Raw genomic sequence first — 14,411 nt, 5'->3', positions numbered from 1 at the left:
AAAATGAATTTGAACGGTAAAACGGCGCTTGTGACGGGTTCCACCAGCGGGATTGGTCTGGGGATCGCCCGCGTGCTGGCAAAGGCGGGCGCACAACTCATACTCAATGGCTTTGGTGACAGTGAGCATGCAAGAGCTGAAATCGCAACGTCAGGGGTCACACCAGGCTATCACGATGCGGATTTACGGGACGTGTTACAAATCGAGGCCATGATGCGCTATGCCGACGCTCACTTTGGCGGTGTGGATATTCTGATTAATAACGCCGGGATACAGCACGTCGCCCCTGTCGATGCCTTCCCGGTGGACAAATGGAATGACATTATTGCCATTAACCTCTCGTCCGTGTTTCACACCAGCCGGCTCGCGCTGCCCAGCATGCGCGAAAAAAACTGGGGGCGAATTATCAATATCGCCTCCGTTCACGGACTGGTCGCGTCAAAAGAGAAATCTGCCTACGTTGCCGCCAAGCATGGCGTAATTGGATTCACCAAATCCCTCGCGCTGGAAACCGCCCGCACCGGCATTACCTGCAATGCTATCTGCCCTGGCTGGGTTTTAACACCGCTGGTGCAACAGCAAATTGACCGCCGTATCGCGGACGGCATAGCTCCGGAAAACGCACGCGAGCAGTTGCTGGCGGAAAAACAGCCCTCAGGTGAGTTTGTTACGCCTGAACAGCTGGGTGAACTGGCGCTGTTTTTATGCAGCGAGAATGCCATTCACGTGCGCGGTGCAGCCTGGAATATGGATGGCGGCTGGGTCGCTCAGTAAAACATGCCCACCTGGCGGTTAGCAGGTGGAGCTGGTTTTATCGGATGCCAGATTCTTCGACACCGGAACGTACTCACCAATGGGGCGTTGCATTGCCCCAATAATGTCTTGACAGGATGTTGATTTTACCGTGAAAAATCATAGGCAGGAGTAAGTGCATATTTTGAAAGATGCTCAATCGCTGGCACACAAACGGCATCTCCCATTGCGAAATATCCCTTGTTAGCATTATCTGGTAACACAAAGCTATCACGTACCCCCTGTAGACGAGCATATTCTCTGGGAGTAAGCAATCGCCCGTTCCATCCGCCGTTCCCGGCTCGTATCAATATCTGTTTGCTGGAGCCCCCTCGGGGAGTTCTTAAACATCCAGCGATACCGTCAGTTCGCAGTTCAGCCATAGAGGCTCCTGCTCTCATTCTTCTGAATACAGTACCGTATGAGAAGAATTTGTTATCCATCATTGCCTGTAACTTTGTCTGATGAGCAGGGCTCATCTGAGCAAACAAATGATGTTTACGATCATCTGACCACCATAAGGAAGAATCATCCGGGATATCATGTTCAATGATATCACCCAGTGTTGTTGTCCTTGGCTCAGGAAGAGGAATATCAAATAATCCCCAATGTAAATCTTCATGAGAAGCGATGATCTTTTTCAGTCTGGCTGAGCGGAGCTTTGGCTGTTCATCAAACTTCTGCCACCAGGAATTGAAAAGGCCCCCAGCATTTTTTACATGCATAAATTTCGTTGCAATAGTGTCTATTACTGCAATCAAAAAAACACGAGGCCGACTCTGCGGAGTGAAAAGAACAGCGTCCAGTTCAATGATATCAACGACGAACCCAAGCTCTGACAATGCCTTGACTGTCTCAACAACATCTTTCCCGCCATGCGACGTCAAGAAGCCTGATACATTCTCTAGCATGACCATTTTGGGTAAATCGTTCGCAAGCTTTTTTTGCTCAAGAATCTTTAAAACAGCGTGAAGCGTTCCTGACTCTTCCCCTGCAAGCCCGGCTCTGGCTCCAGCCACGGATAAGTCGGTACAAGGGAATGAAACCGTATAAAGGAAAACGTCTTCTGGAAGAAGTTTTTCAGGTTCAGCCGCTACCTTCCAGATGTCTTCCAGATGGAAATGATCATCACCATAGTTTTCCACATAAGTGCTCATTTTATCGGCAGAAATATCGTTGGCCCATACACATTGCCAACCAGAGCCCTCAAGCCCTTCCCGCACTAATCCCACCCCAGCAAAAAACTCCGCAAATCTCATTTTTCAGCTAGCCACCAATCTGTTGAATTCGTCTAAAAGACTATCATTTCTACTGTATATTTCACCAGATCTAACTTCAAGGATTGTACGTCCATGCTCTTGCACGAAGCCATATGATATCGATTTTCTGAAACGTTGACGTCTGGAAGCACTACCTACAGTTCGGTCATAGTTCGCCCGATAATCTGGCAGCCAGGCGTCAAAAAAGGGTTCTTTAAGTGCGCTACCAGGAATAGCTTTGACGACAAGATCGCGATAATCGGTTGAATAGGAGCAAAAGAGATGATTGACTTCGCAATCCTCCAAAAGCTTGGCTTCACCCGTATTCAGGTGATACTGATATTCGTAAGCGCTCCTCAACGCGGACGACTTTACTTCCCAGCCCTGAAGGTCAGCTCCCGTAACACCATTACCACGTCGCCCTGTAAGAATTGAACCAAACAACTCCCATAAAACCGAGGGAACATGCCCTGCAACTTTTAGGTTATGTGACTTCAACAGATTGATTTTTTCTTCGTCATAGATATGACGAGAATAGAAAACAAAGGCATTATCCAACGTATTACTCATCGCATTCTCCCAGATTAGCCAGGAGACTTTCTGGTGAAACTTCCAGCGCAGCAGCCAGTTTGCATATGTTCAGAAGGCTGATGTTTCTCTGTCCGCGCTCAACAGAACTAACATATGTCCGATCAAGTTGAGCTCGCTCAGCCACCTGTTCCTGGCTTAACTGTAGCTCAATCCTTAACCTGTACATTTTCTTACCAAAGGCTTTTAAAATTAGCTCTTCTGACATTTACGTCTCCCATTTAACAGAGAGACATGATCAATATCCTGATGACTATGAGTCCACGGACTATAAGTCACATCACGCATAAATTATGGCGGAGGAAGGTCACTTTCCCATAAAAAAATCCGCAAGGGCCGCTTGCGGATCTCGGTTTAAAAACCGTGACGGTTATTCATCCTTCACCACTATCAGCGGTTCAATATCGCTCTCTTTCTTCACCACCAGCGTATCATCCCCGCGCAGGCAGGTGCCGCCGTAGTTACCGCCAACGGTAAAGGTACAGACCTGAATGTACTTACCGTCAACGTTCGGCAGGCACCACAGCTGCTGGTAGATGTTTTTGCGATCGACAAACTTGCCGCTGGATTTATCCAGCAGTTCATCCTGTGAGCTGATCAAATCAATATTGCTGCCGCAGCGTCCGGCAATCGGTTTGACGGCATAACCGGTCTGCTTCAGCAGGTCGTTAACGTCAAAATCAGTATCGAGCAGATAACGGTGGTTCGGGAAGAGTTGCCACAACACCGGCAAAATCGCCTTGTTGCCCGGGATCACCGTCCACAGCGGTTCGAATACCAGCACTTCCGGGCGCAGCAACACATCAATCAGACGAACGTCACCTTCGGGGTGTCCGGTGCGGATCGGTACGGCAGCGTACTCCGTTTCGCTTACCTCGCGGATCTGCTCGATCGCCGTCTCCCACGCCCAGGTTTTCCACACGCAGTTGACGTGGCGACCTTCATCATCGATCAACTGCCCGGCTGTATCCCAGCTTAGCGCGCTAAGCCCATGCAGAATTTTGGTTTCAAATCCGGCCTGCATCAGTGAACGCTGAATGAAGAGCGCGTGATAATCCTCTTCAACATCGTTGTCCTGCATGATGTGCACAAACGGACGCGCATGGCTGTGTTTCCACGCACCGGTAAGTTCTTCCAGCAAACCTTCCGCCGGGTTGTGCCCGGTACCGCGATAGCCGTGTTTCACCCACTCCTCAAGGATCAACCCACCCTCCGTATGGCAGGACGCGGAATCAGCGTTGTACTCATAGACCTTAATACCGCGCTCATCCATACAGAAATCCATACGACCGGTGATCATATGGTGGCGACGCCATTGCCAGGAGAGGCGCAGGCGAGGCCAGAGGATTTTGGGGATGTCGAAAAGTGCCAGTAAGTTATCGTCTTTCAGCACCTTATCGGTCGCGTGCAGGTACATCAGGTGCAGTTCGTTGGTCGCTTTGATCAGCTCCTGCTCAGCGCTTTCCGTAATGGTGAAATACTGGCACGGATCTTTATTGATAACATGACCGTTCGCGCGCACGTAAGCCTGCTGCAGTGCATCAGCTTCGTTGAGCCATTTCCCGTCGAACTGGCGTCTGTTTTTGAGCCGCGCACCGCTAATTTTCAGCAATTCACCGTCGATTTCCGGCTGCGGAATGCTGTGCTCAACGTCATCGGTCTGAAGCATCCAGCCAAGAATTTCGGTGTCGTTAAAGGTGTCATGGATTGTGTAACAGCCGTTCTCAACGCTCAGTTTCAGCTCACGCGTCCACTGCTGCCCCAGCGGGAGCGGTGAGTGAATAACGTTCTGCTCCGCAATACGTACTTTATCGCCCAACAGCTGGGTGATCACCGCCACGTGGCCGGTTTCGTGGAACTCGCCGCCCTTTTGCCAGATAAGCAGTGCTCCGGCGCGCGGTGCGCGTTTTGAGCCATTGGCAAATGCCTGTAACGGCAGGATGTTATCGTTCACCACTTCACGCAAAAAGCGCAGCGAGAAGATTTCCCACGCCATGCCGACGTCGGTAAAGACAAAACCATAGTTGAGGAACAGGAAACGGCGCGCAAACTCAACACACTGCCATTTATGGCCCATGTATTCGTTGCCGATATAGCTTCGGAAATCTGCATCTTCCGGGTAGCTACGCGGATCAAGGCTGCCGTAATCTGAAGAGTAAATCGCCACGCCACCCGGCGCATAGCCTAACAACGTCCCGAACGGTGCGTCACTGCTTAACTTTCCTTTACGCATGTATCCAACCTAAAAAGGCAGGCGGCAATTTTTTGAAAGGTTGTTGTCGTCTGCACGTTGCAATTAACCAGACAGAGGTGGCGTTATCATACACCGCCCCCTTCCATTACGCTCGCATCGTTAAACGGTTCATCTATCTCCTGCTACACTGCCTCAACACATCACTAAAAAGGCAGGCCAACATGTCAGACAACACTTACCAGCCACCGAAAGTGTGGGAGTGGAAAAAGAACAACGGCGGCGCATTCGCCAATATCAACCGTCCAGTCTCCGGCGCGACACACGAGAAAGTCCTGCCAGTCGGCACGCACCCGCTGCAGCTCTATTCACTGGGTACACCGAACGGCCAGAAAGTGACCATCATGCTTGAAGAGCTCCTGGCGCTGGGCGTGACGGGAGCGGAGTACGATGCATGGTTGATCCGCATCGGCGAGGGCGATCAGTTCTCCAGCGGTTTTGTGGACGTGAACCCGAACTCGAAAATACCGGCACTGCGTGACCACTCCACAACCCCGCCAACGCGCGTGTTTGAATCCGGCAGTATTCTGCTTTACCTGGCAGAAAAATTTGGTCATTTCCTGCCCAAAGATCCGGCTGGCCGTACTGAAACCCTGAACTGGCTGTTCTGGTTGCAGGGCGCTGCGCCTTTCCTCGGCGGCGGATTCGGCCACTTCTATAACTATGCGCCGGTGAAGATTGAGTACGCAATTGACCGCTTTACGATGGAAGCCAAACGCCTGTTCGACGTGCTGGATAAGCAACTGGCACGCAGTCGTTACGTGGCAGGTGAGGAATATACCATCGCCGATATGGCTATCTGGCCGTGGTTTGGCTGCGTGGCGCTTGGCAGTGTCTATAACGCCGCCGAGTTTCTGGATGCAGAGAAGTACACCAACGTACAGCGCTGGGCCAAAGACGTAGCGCACCGCCCTGCGGTGAAGCGCGGGCGCATCGTTAACCGCACCAACGGTGAGCTAAGCGAGCAGCTACATGAACGCCATGCGGCGAGCGACTTCGATACCCATACCGAAGACAAACGTCAGGCGTAATCCCCCACCGGGCGGTTCTCCGCCCGGTTAACCACCGAGCGTCGCAGAACGCTTTTGCGGCATAGCGATGGACGTTGAGGGCATGTTTGGCCTAATGGTCAGAACAGTAATGCTGGCAGTATCCTGAAGGCTTATCTCGACCTGAGTGAAGCCGGATATAACCCTTACAGCAGTTACAAAGGAACTGTCATGAAATTGATTAAAACTACGCTGATCATCAGCACATTAATTTTTTCTGCCTCAGGCATGGCGATTGATAAAACCGCAGGTGGCGCAATTGCAGGTGCGGCCATTGGCGCGGCAGTGGGCAAAGACGTGAAATCCACCGTTGGCGGTGCCGTCGTGGGTGCCGGTACTGGCGCAATGTTCAAGAGCGGCGACAAAGGTAAAGCGGCGCGTAAAGGTGGTGCCGTGGGTGCTGCCGTGGGTGCGGGTGCGGCAGCAATTACCGGTAAAAGCGTGCTGAAAGGCGCAGCTGTCGGAGCAGGTTCCGGTGCGCTGATTGGCGAAGCAACGCACTAATACATAGTGCCGGGCGGCACCGCGTTCGCCCGGCCTGTAAGCCGTATTTCACCTTCCCTCTATATTCCGCCCTTTCAGAACAGAAAATTAATGGTGATCGTCATACTGATGTTCAATCACCATACCTTCCGCCACGCTGGCAACATGACGCGCACGTGGGTGATAAACCGGTGCAGGTGCGACATAGGTGGTCTGCGACGGTGCAGGCGCAACGCTCACCGCCTGTGGAACCGTGGTGGATGACGGCACAATCACCACTTTATAACCGCTCGGAACATCCACGGTAACGCTCTGAGCCAGCGCAGAATTTGCCATAGCCAACCCTGCCAGGGCAGCAAGTAAAATAAAGAGACTTTTCATAAAATGTATTATTCCTGGGATAACTAAGAAATATCAGCATGCCAAAGAAATCTTAAGCCCAGATTAATATTCATTATTTGTAATGTGCAGAAAATGCCAAATTTATTGTTACATTATAATAAGGAAATAATCATTCAGACCGGATAAGGCACAATACAAAATTTCCTGTGTAAATCGGGCAATACAGTATAATTCTCAGTACAGGTTATTCAGTGCAAACGTCGGCCAATATTGGATCTCCCTGCCGATATTTCCCTTAACGCAAATTAGCCTATTTTTTCAACACAATATTTACAAGCTCGGGTAAACTGGCAAAAATCATTCTTTTTTCCGAAGAATCCTTACATGTCAGAACAGGCGCTAAAACAACAGATCCAGAATCTGAAAAAGCATAACGCCCGGCTTGTCAGGCTGGCGCGTGACGCCCGCAGTAAACTCAATGCCGCGCTTGACGGCACAGGTCTGTGTTTGTGGCAGCTCGATGTGCCGACGGGAAAACTGATTATTTATAACCGTCGCTGGGGATCAATGCTCGGCTATCAGCCAAAAGAGCTGAGCGCACAGTTTGAGGTCTGGCGCGAACATCTCCACCAGGACGATAAACAGCAGGTACTGGAAGCGTTCTATGACCACCTGCAGGGGAAAACCCCTTTCTACGAAGCGCTGCACCGCATGCAGAATAAAAACGGCACTATCACCTGGGTGCTGGATCGCGGGCGCGTCAGCGAATGGGACGCGCACGGCAACCCGCTTAAAGTCACTGGCACACACATCGACATGACTAAAGAGAAGCAGTACGAGGAACAGCTCGCGCAGCTTGCCAACCACGATCCGCTCACCGGCCTTGCCAACCGCCATGCCTTAGTCAAACATTTCGCAACGCTCAAAGAACACGGCCCGCTCTGCGTCGCGTTTATCGACCTGGATGATTTTAAAGCGGTTAATGATGCGTTCGGCCACCGCAGCGGCGATGAGCTGCTCATTCAGCTCAGCCAGCGCCTGCGCGCAGGCTGCCCGGAAGGGACGATTGTAGGACGCCTGGGCGGAGATGAATTTGTCTTACTGCTCCCCTTTCCCCTCGCCAGTTTGCTGATCAACAGCACGGCGCATAACTGCCTGCGCGCAGCACTGCAACTCTTCGAGCTGGATAACGGTCAGGCACAGGTCGGGGCATCAATTGGGATCGACGAAGTGCAGCCGCAGGATGATTTTGTGAACGCACTGCGGCGTGCGGATCAGTCGATGTACCAGATTAAACACACCGGTAAAAACGGTGTGGCGATTGGGACAACGCTGATTTCGGTTTCCCGTACGGGAACGGACAGGTGAAAAAAGGCCGCACAAGGCGGCCTTACGGGGAACAGAAAATCAGAAGGAAACCCAGTCGTCAGGGGTGCTTGCACGGGTATCGGCTGCGCGCGCAGGCGTTTTAAGCGGTGCGGCAGTGACCACGTTCTGGGGTTCCTGAGCCGAGAGGCGGAATTTTTGCACGGAGCGTTGCAGCTCTTCCGTCTGGCGTTCCAGCGCAGAAGCCGCAGCGGAAACTTGCTCCACCAGCGAGGCGTTTTGCTGGGTGACACCGTCCATCTGGCTGATGGCCACGCCGACCTGCGAAATGCCTTTGCTTTGCTCTTCCGACGCAGATGCAATCTGCTTCATGATAGTGGTGACTTCGGTCACAGCACGCAGAATGGCCTCCATCGTGGTACCCGTGTCGTTCACCAGCTTCGCCCCCTGCTCGACGCGGGAAACGGAATCAGCAATCAGCCCTTCGATCTCTTTTGCCGCGTTTGCACTGCGGCTTGCCAGGTTACGCACCTCGCCTGCCACTACGGCGAAACCACGCCCCTGTTCACCCGCTCGCGCTGCTTCTACCGCGGCGTTGAGGGCCAGAATATTGGTCTGGAAGGCGATGCTGTTAATCACGTTGGTAATTTCAGCAATTTTCCTGGAGCTATCGGAAATACCGCTCATGGTGGTCACCACATCATCCACCAGCGAGCCGCCACGGCTGGCCGTCGTGGAGGCGACATCCGCCAGCTGGCTGGCCTGACGCGCACTTTCCGCATTCAGCTTCACCGTGGCCGTCAGTTGCTCCATGCTGGCGGCGGTCTCTTCCAGCGCGGCGGCCTGCTCTTCGGTACGGGAGGAAAGATCGTTGTTACCGCTGGAGATCTCCGTCGCACCGCGCCAGATATTTTCACTGCCGGAACGGATGGTGCTGACCGCTTCACGCAGGCTGTCCTGCATGGCGCTGAGCAGAGGAACCAATTGTCCCACGCAGTTGCGGCCAAACGATTCAATCGGATGGCTGAGATCGCCCTGTGCAATCTGGCTGAACTGATGGCGGATGCGATTCAGCGGTTTCACCAGCATCGCAACCAGGTAGCGGTCGGTGAAGAGCAGGATCAACAGACCGATGATGGTGGCGGTGATGATAACCGTGCGGGTCACGTTGGTCAGGCTGTCCACCACCACGCGGGTGCTGTCGAGTCTGTCACCTGCGGCTTTGTTAAAGCTCTCTGCTGCTGCTCCGAATGCACGGCTCAGCGGCGGCGTGACGTTATTGGCCTGCTGACGATAGCCATCCAGCGACGCCTGCTGTGCCTGCTGCATCTGCGGTGTAATGCCCTGATCGAGCAACGCCTGCCAGGTACTGATCACCTGCGCGGAAACCTGTTCATCCATCGGGCCTGGTGAGATAGCCTTCATCTCTTCAAGCTTTTTACTCATGTTGTTCAGCGCCTGCTGAGCAGAAGCCAGGTCTGGCGTACCGCCAGCGGCTTTGGTTTCCATCGCACGGCTCAGGCGTGTGACGAAACGGAAGTACTGATCGTTACCCTGGCTGAGCACCGTCATCTGCTGAACCAACTGACGATCAACCTCATTGCCATCGGAAACCCGGGACAGAGACCAGGAGCTATACAGGCCGACGCCCGCCCACATTAAACAAAAGATCCCCAGTATCGTCAGCATGACGAAGCGGATCGTGAAATTACGAAGCATCTGCATAAGAACATTCCTTGCCGTGAGGGTTAATTCGCCCAGAGGCGAGTCTTACCCTCGTTATCGGCAGGAAGCGAAGAAAATATAACCTTTTGTGATAATTTTTGGCTTTGCGGAAAATCGTGGCAGCCAGGCACGCCATCGCTTATCGCCATGAAATGTGATTTGATAAGAACAGAATGAAAACGCTGTTTCGAAAATTCATCGACAAGAAAGGAGACATCATGTCCTGGCACCCTTACACCGGCCGCTATGAGAATATGCAATACCGCCACTGTGGAAAAAGTGGCCTGCGCCTGCCTGCGCTGTCGCTTGGTTTGTGGCATAGCTTTGGTCACGTCCAGCCTCTCGACGCCCAGCGTGCGCTGCTGCGTAAGGCCTTCGATCTCGGCATTACCCATTTCGACCTCGCCAATAACTACGGCCCACCGGCGGGTAGCGCAGAAGAGAATTTTGGCCGTCTGCTGCGGGAAGATTTTGCCGCATATCGCGACGAGCTGATTATCTCCACCAAAGCGGGCTACGATATGTGGCCAGGGCCGTACGGTTCAGGTGGTTCACGCAAATACCTGCTCGCCAGTCTCGACCAGAGCCTGAAGCGCATGGGCGTGGAGTATGTTGATATTTTCTATTCCCACCGCGTGGATGAAAACACGCCGATGGAAGAGACTGCCGCTGCGCTGGCGCACGCCGTGCAGAGCGGAAAAGCGCTGTATGTGGGTATTTCCTCCTACTCCACGGAACGCACGCAAACAATGGCTGAGCTGCTGCGGGAGTGGAAGATTCCGCTGCTTATCCACCAACCGTCCTACAACCTGCTAAACCGCTGGGTAGACAAAACCGGACTGCTGGATGCGCTGGAAGCAAACGGTACGGGCTGCATTGCGTTTACCCCACTGGCTCAGGGATTGCTTACCGGAAAATATCTGAACGGTATTCCTGAAGGTTCGCGTATGCAGCGCGAAGGTAAGAAGGTACGCGGCCTGACGGAAAAAATGCTGACTGAAGATAACCTCACTAGCCTGCGTCTGCTGAATGAGATGGCGCATGCCCGTGGGCAGACAATGGCGCAGATGGCGCTGAGCTGGCTGCTGAAAGATGAGCGCGTGACGTCAGTGCTGATTGGTGCGAGTCGGCCGGAACAGCTGGAAGAGAATGTTCAGGCGCTGGATAACCTGCGCTTTACCGAAGATGAGCTGGAACGGATTGATCGGCATGTTGCGGATGGCGAATTGAATTTGTGGCAGGCGTCGTCGGATAAATAAGGTGCGGCCTTTCACCCTCTCCCCTGTGGGGAGAGGAATAAGGTGTGTGTATTTACTTCTTACTGATCTTATCCAGATACCCCATCGCAAACGCCGACAGCACAAATGTCAGATGGATAATCACATACCACATCAGCTTATTATCCGGGACATTCTTCGCATCCATAAACACGCGCAACAAGTGGATAGAAGAGATTGCCACAATCGAAGCCGCCACTTTATTTTTCAGTGACGAAGCATCCATTTTACCCAGCCAGCTGAGCTTCTCTTTGTGCTCAGAGATATCGAGCTGGGAGACGAAGTTCTCATAGCCAGAGAACATCACCATTACCAGTAATCCCCCCACCAGCGTCATGTCCACCAGCGACAACAGCACCAGGATCAAATCCGCTTCGGCAATGGAAAAGATGTCAGGCAAGACGTGAAAAATTTCCTGGAAGAACTTAATGCACAGTGCGACCAGTGCCAGGGAAAGGCCAAAATAGACGGGAGCCAATAGCCAGCGTGAGGCGTACATTGCATTTTCAAAAAAGCGTTCCATAGTGTCCTGTCTGCAAACGAAACCAGCGCGCAGTATATCTCAACGACGCTCACTGTTTGCAACAACTAACCAACAAAACACCTACACATCGTCAGGGTTTACCTCTGGACGTGCGTACTCCGGCCAGACCAGCACCACCAGCTCCGGGTAGGCTTCCAGACTGAACTCACGAAAACATTGACGCAGGTTTAATACGTCTAAATCAGAATACGAAACTTTCTCACCATTCAGACAGCGCTTCTTGATATTGTCATAATATTTATAGACAGCAGAATTCAGGTCGCTGCAGCGGCGTTGCGCCTCAAACAGACCCGGCGTGTCATTAATTTCCGACATCTTCATTCGCTTTATTGTCGCGTGCAGAAAATCGATATATTCATGGTTCACCCGCCAGTACCAAACCGGCGTCACCGAGTTCATCAAAACGGAGAAATGGTCTTCACCTTCCTCTTTTGTCATCAGTTCAGGTTGCGGGGGCTCACTGGCGTCTTTCGACACTTTTGTTTTATTGAACTCTTGCATCAATAAAAGAACGCCAGCGGTCAATAATAGTAATGTAATGACCGTAAAAAAAATACTGTTCATGGGTAGGCTCCATTTTTTTTGATTTTAAAATTGCCTCATGTTATTGTCAACGAATCTCACGCCTTTACCAACCCCACCCCGTTGAAATTAAAGGAAATTAAAAAATGCTTCCCGACAATCTCGTTCCGGCTAAGTACCGCATTGCGCCTGTGGAACAGCAACCGACGGAAGCAGAAAAAGAGGTTAATTTCACTAAGGGAAAAAGAAAGCTCTCTGATTTTGAGCCCGACATATTAATTGGTGTCTCCCGTACCGGGAAATCCCGTAATATGTTGCTGGAAGAGCATGATCGCCATATAAAAGACCGTTTATTTCGCGCTGTAAAAATTGAAGCCTTTGTACACCTGCTGGATGACCTGCAGGCCGAAGGTGAAATAGATGCCCAGAAACTAAGTCAAATAATGGCTGAAAAAACCAAAGAAATAAATGAAGCGGGCAATGAAATTTGGCTTAATCTAATTACTCGCGAAAAAAACAGCCCCATTTTTTATGACCTCGGGGAAGATTAACGTGAAAGAAGTTAACGATAACAACGTATATTTGACTTTAGATGACAAAAAAAGTGATGAGTTTATCTTAGAGCAAAATCTCGATGCGTTGAGAAACACAAAAAACGCCGAGATGACGCGTATTACGCAAGACCTGATATCCATTCCTGCGACGCTGGTACGCCTGAAGTGGCAGAACCGCCGTGAAATTTATTCTTTACAGGTTAAGGAAGAGATTTACGGTGCAGTGATTAATGCCATTATCGAACAACGTCCGGAGCTGAAGGAGAAGCTCCTGGGGCGGCTGGAGGCCAATTATCAGTATCTGCTCGCCAGAGAAACCGCCACCCTGCGCCTGACGCGCAAACTGTCCGACGGCGAGTATCGTACGTCAAATGTCACCTGTGTCGCGCTCAATGAAGATGCGCATGCCGGGGAAGAAACAAAAAACTAATTCAGTACGTGCAAAAAAAAAGCTGACTTTCGCCAGCTCTTCATTTTATTTCGCGGCCGCTCTCTCTTCACCGACCAGACCAATCTTCAGATACCCCGCCTGATGCAGCGTGTCCATTACCTTCATCATGGTTTCGTAATCGACGGTTTTATCCGCGCGGAAGAAAACGGTGGTGTCTTTCTTACCACCGGTAAGCTGCTCCAGTGCCGGAATGACCGATTCATCCGTCACCGGGTCGTTACCCAGGAACATGGATTTATCCGCTTTCACCGACAGATAGACAGGCTTTTCCGGGCGCGGCTGCGGCTGGCTGGAGGAGGCGGGAAGATTCACCTTCACATCCACCGTCGCCAGCGGCGCAGCAACCATGAAGATAATCAACAGAACCAGCATGACGTCGATAAACGGCGTCACGTTGATTTCATGCATTTCACCGTTATCGTCCAGATCTTCATTAAGACGCATTGCCATAGTGGATTAACCTGCGCGCAGTTTGGACGCAGCGTGTACCGGTTTAGCAGCGCTGGCATTCAGGTCAAGATCACGGCTTTGCAGCAGCAAAACCTGCGCGGCGACGTCACCGAGAGTCGCCTTGTAGCTACCAATCATACGCGCGAAGATGTTATAGATAACCACTGCCGGAATTGCCGCAACCAGACCGATAGCCGTCGCCAGTAGCGCTTCGGCGATACCCGGTGCCACCACGGCCAGGTTTGTCGTTTGAGTCTGCGCAATGCCGATAAAGCTGTTCATGATGCCCCAGACCGTACCAAACAAGCCGATAAACGGAGAAATCGCACCGATAGTTGCCAGATAACCATTACCACGGCCCATGTGACGACCCACGGCTGCAACGCGACGTTCCAGACGGAAACCAGTACGATCTTTAATACCTTCGTTATCTTCACTGCCTGCGGAAAGTTCCAGCTCGTTCTGCGCTTCGTTAACTAACAGAGTGGTCAGGCTTTTCGGGTGGAAGGATGAGGTTATATCAGAAGCCTGATCCAGAGAGCGGGCTTCGGCCAGCTGCTGTTGCTCGCGCTTGAGGCGACGCTTCTGCGCGAGAAGCTCGGCACTCTTGCTGAAGAAAATAGCCCAGGTGACAACGGACGCCAGAATCAGGCCGATCATCACAATCTTAACCACGATGTCAGCATGCTGATACATGCCCCAGACGGAGAGATCCGCCTGCATCAAATTATTACCCACTCTGTATCTCCAGGACGCAAATCACAAAATCTGAGCGTAATGATATCAAAACACCATCGA

General features: G+C 51.8%; 17 protein-coding genes. 7 read left to right on the top strand and 10 right to left on the bottom strand.

From position 1 onward, the window contains the following. The first annotated feature begins 3 nt into the window (after positions 1-3). Positions 4-774: a 3-hydroxybutyrate dehydrogenase gene (locus ACHHZ6_RS07015; RefSeq protein ID WP_395121985.1), complete on the top strand. Its 771-nt coding sequence runs from the start codon at positions 4-6 to the stop codon at positions 772-774. 125 nt (positions 775-899) lie between these two features. Here the strand turns inward: ACHHZ6_RS07015 and ACHHZ6_RS07010 are convergent, their stop codons facing one another. The 4 genes from ACHHZ6_RS07010 to gss all read right to left on the bottom strand — a co-directional run bounded on the left by ACHHZ6_RS07010 (position 900) and on the right by gss (position 4,872). Next, complete coding sequence (locus ACHHZ6_RS07010; RefSeq protein WP_182272616.1) at positions 900-2,051, bottom strand: DNA cytosine methyltransferase; 1,152 nt, start codon at positions 2,049-2,051, stop codon at positions 900-902. A gap of 3 nt (positions 2,052-2,054) precedes the next feature. After that, positions 2,055-2,621 (bottom strand): hypothetical protein, encoded by a 567-nt coding sequence (locus ACHHZ6_RS07005; RefSeq protein ID WP_395121983.1) that lies wholly within the window; start codon positions 2,619-2,621, stop codon positions 2,055-2,057. Further along, positions 2,614-2,847 carry a helix-turn-helix domain-containing protein gene (locus tag ACHHZ6_RS07000; protein ID WP_182272618.1) on the bottom strand — a complete coding sequence of 78 codons (234 nt, stop codon included), beginning with the start codon at positions 2,845-2,847 and terminating at the stop codon, positions 2,614-2,616. Before ACHHZ6_RS07000 ends, ACHHZ6_RS07005 begins: the two co-directional genes overlap by 8 nt. A 162-nt stretch (positions 2,848-3,009) precedes the next feature. Next, complete coding sequence (gene gss, locus ACHHZ6_RS06995) at positions 3,010-4,872, bottom strand: bifunctional glutathionylspermidine amidase/synthase (protein ID WP_182918947.1); 1,863 nt, start codon at positions 4,870-4,872, stop codon at positions 3,010-3,012. 182 nt (positions 4,873-5,054) lie between these two features. Here gss and yghU point away from each other — a divergent pair, with 182 nt between their 5' ends. Together yghU and ACHHZ6_RS06985 are read left to right on the top strand one after the other, a co-directional pair. Then, entirely contained in the window at positions 5,055-5,921 is an 867-nt protein-coding gene (gene yghU / locus ACHHZ6_RS06990; protein ID WP_182272620.1) for a glutathione-dependent disulfide-bond oxidoreductase, read from the top strand. A gap of 189 nt (positions 5,922-6,110) precedes the next feature. Further along, positions 6,111-6,443: a glycine zipper family protein gene (locus ACHHZ6_RS06985; protein ID WP_182272621.1), complete on the top strand. Its 333-nt coding sequence runs from the start codon at positions 6,111-6,113 to the stop codon at positions 6,441-6,443. An 87-nt stretch (positions 6,444-6,530) separates the two neighbouring features. On the opposite strand, the gene ACHHZ6_RS06980 is transcribed toward ACHHZ6_RS06985, so the two are convergent. Next, positions 6,531-6,803: a hypothetical protein gene (locus ACHHZ6_RS06980; protein ID WP_182272622.1), complete on the bottom strand. Its 273-nt coding sequence runs from the start codon at positions 6,801-6,803 to the stop codon at positions 6,531-6,533. 345 nt (positions 6,804-7,148) lie between these two features. Between ACHHZ6_RS06980 and ACHHZ6_RS06975 the strand changes: the two genes are divergently transcribed. Then, positions 7,149-8,132: a sensor domain-containing diguanylate cyclase gene (locus ACHHZ6_RS06975; protein ID WP_182918948.1), complete on the top strand. Its 984-nt coding sequence runs from the start codon at positions 7,149-7,151 to the stop codon at positions 8,130-8,132. Between the two features lie 39 nt (positions 8,133-8,171). Here the strand turns inward: ACHHZ6_RS06975 and ACHHZ6_RS06970 are convergent, their stop codons facing one another. Continuing rightward, positions 8,172-9,815 carry a methyl-accepting chemotaxis protein gene (locus ACHHZ6_RS06970; protein ID WP_395121980.1) on the bottom strand — a complete coding sequence of 548 codons (1,644 nt, stop codon included), beginning with the start codon at positions 9,813-9,815 and terminating at the stop codon, positions 8,172-8,174. Between the two features lie 218 nt (positions 9,816-10,033). Between ACHHZ6_RS06970 and ACHHZ6_RS06965 the strand changes: the two genes are divergently transcribed. Next, complete coding sequence (locus ACHHZ6_RS06965; RefSeq protein ID WP_395121978.1) at positions 10,034-11,074, top strand: aldo/keto reductase; 1,041 nt, start codon at positions 10,034-10,036, stop codon at positions 11,072-11,074. A gap of 52 nt (positions 11,075-11,126) precedes the next feature. Here ACHHZ6_RS06965 and ACHHZ6_RS06960 read toward each other — a convergent pair whose 3' ends face one another. Continuing rightward, entirely contained in the window at positions 11,127-11,615 is a 489-nt protein-coding gene (locus tag ACHHZ6_RS06960) for a TIGR00645 family protein (RefSeq protein ID WP_182272626.1), read from the bottom strand. An 81-nt stretch (positions 11,616-11,696) separates the two neighbouring features. Beyond that, positions 11,697-12,200, bottom strand: coding sequence for an ESA_00282 family adhesion-associated protein (locus tag ACHHZ6_RS06955; RefSeq protein ID WP_182272627.1), 504 nt, complete (start codon positions 12,198-12,200; stop codon positions 11,697-11,699). 104 nt (positions 12,201-12,304) lie between these two features. Here ACHHZ6_RS06955 and ACHHZ6_RS06950 point away from each other — a divergent pair, with 104 nt between their 5' ends. Both ACHHZ6_RS06950 and ACHHZ6_RS06945 read left to right on the top strand, forming a co-directional pair. Then, the gene (locus ACHHZ6_RS06950; RefSeq protein WP_182272628.1) at positions 12,305-12,709 is read left to right on the top strand and encodes a hypothetical protein; all 405 of its coding nucleotides are present in this window, start codon (positions 12,305-12,307) and stop codon (positions 12,707-12,709) included. Position 12,710: 1 nt separating this feature from the next. Next, positions 12,711-13,142 carry a cytoplasmic protein gene (locus ACHHZ6_RS06945; RefSeq protein WP_182918951.1) on the top strand — a complete coding sequence of 144 codons (432 nt, stop codon included), beginning with the start codon at positions 12,711-12,713 and terminating at the stop codon, positions 13,140-13,142. Positions 13,143-13,187: 45 nt separating this feature from the next. On the opposite strand, the gene exbD is transcribed toward ACHHZ6_RS06945, so the two are convergent. Both exbD and exbB read right to left on the bottom strand, forming a co-directional pair. After that, positions 13,188-13,613: a TonB system transport protein ExbD gene (gene exbD, locus ACHHZ6_RS06940; RefSeq protein ID WP_182272630.1), complete on the bottom strand. Its 426-nt coding sequence runs from the start codon at positions 13,611-13,613 to the stop codon at positions 13,188-13,190. 6 nt (positions 13,614-13,619) lie between these two features. After that, positions 13,620-14,351 (bottom strand): tol-pal system-associated acyl-CoA thioesterase, encoded by a 732-nt coding sequence (gene exbB, locus ACHHZ6_RS06935; protein WP_182272631.1) that lies wholly within the window; start codon positions 14,349-14,351, stop codon positions 13,620-13,622. Positions 14,352-14,411: the final 60 nt, after the last annotated feature.

Source organism: Enterobacter cloacae complex sp. 2024EL-00214, from assembly GCF_043945575.1.
Classification (GTDB): domain Bacteria; phylum Pseudomonadota; class Gammaproteobacteria; order Enterobacterales; family Enterobacteriaceae; genus Enterobacter; species Enterobacter cloacae_P.
Note: the sequence above shows the minus strand (reverse complement) of the source record. Positions and strands in the feature narration are given on the sequence as shown.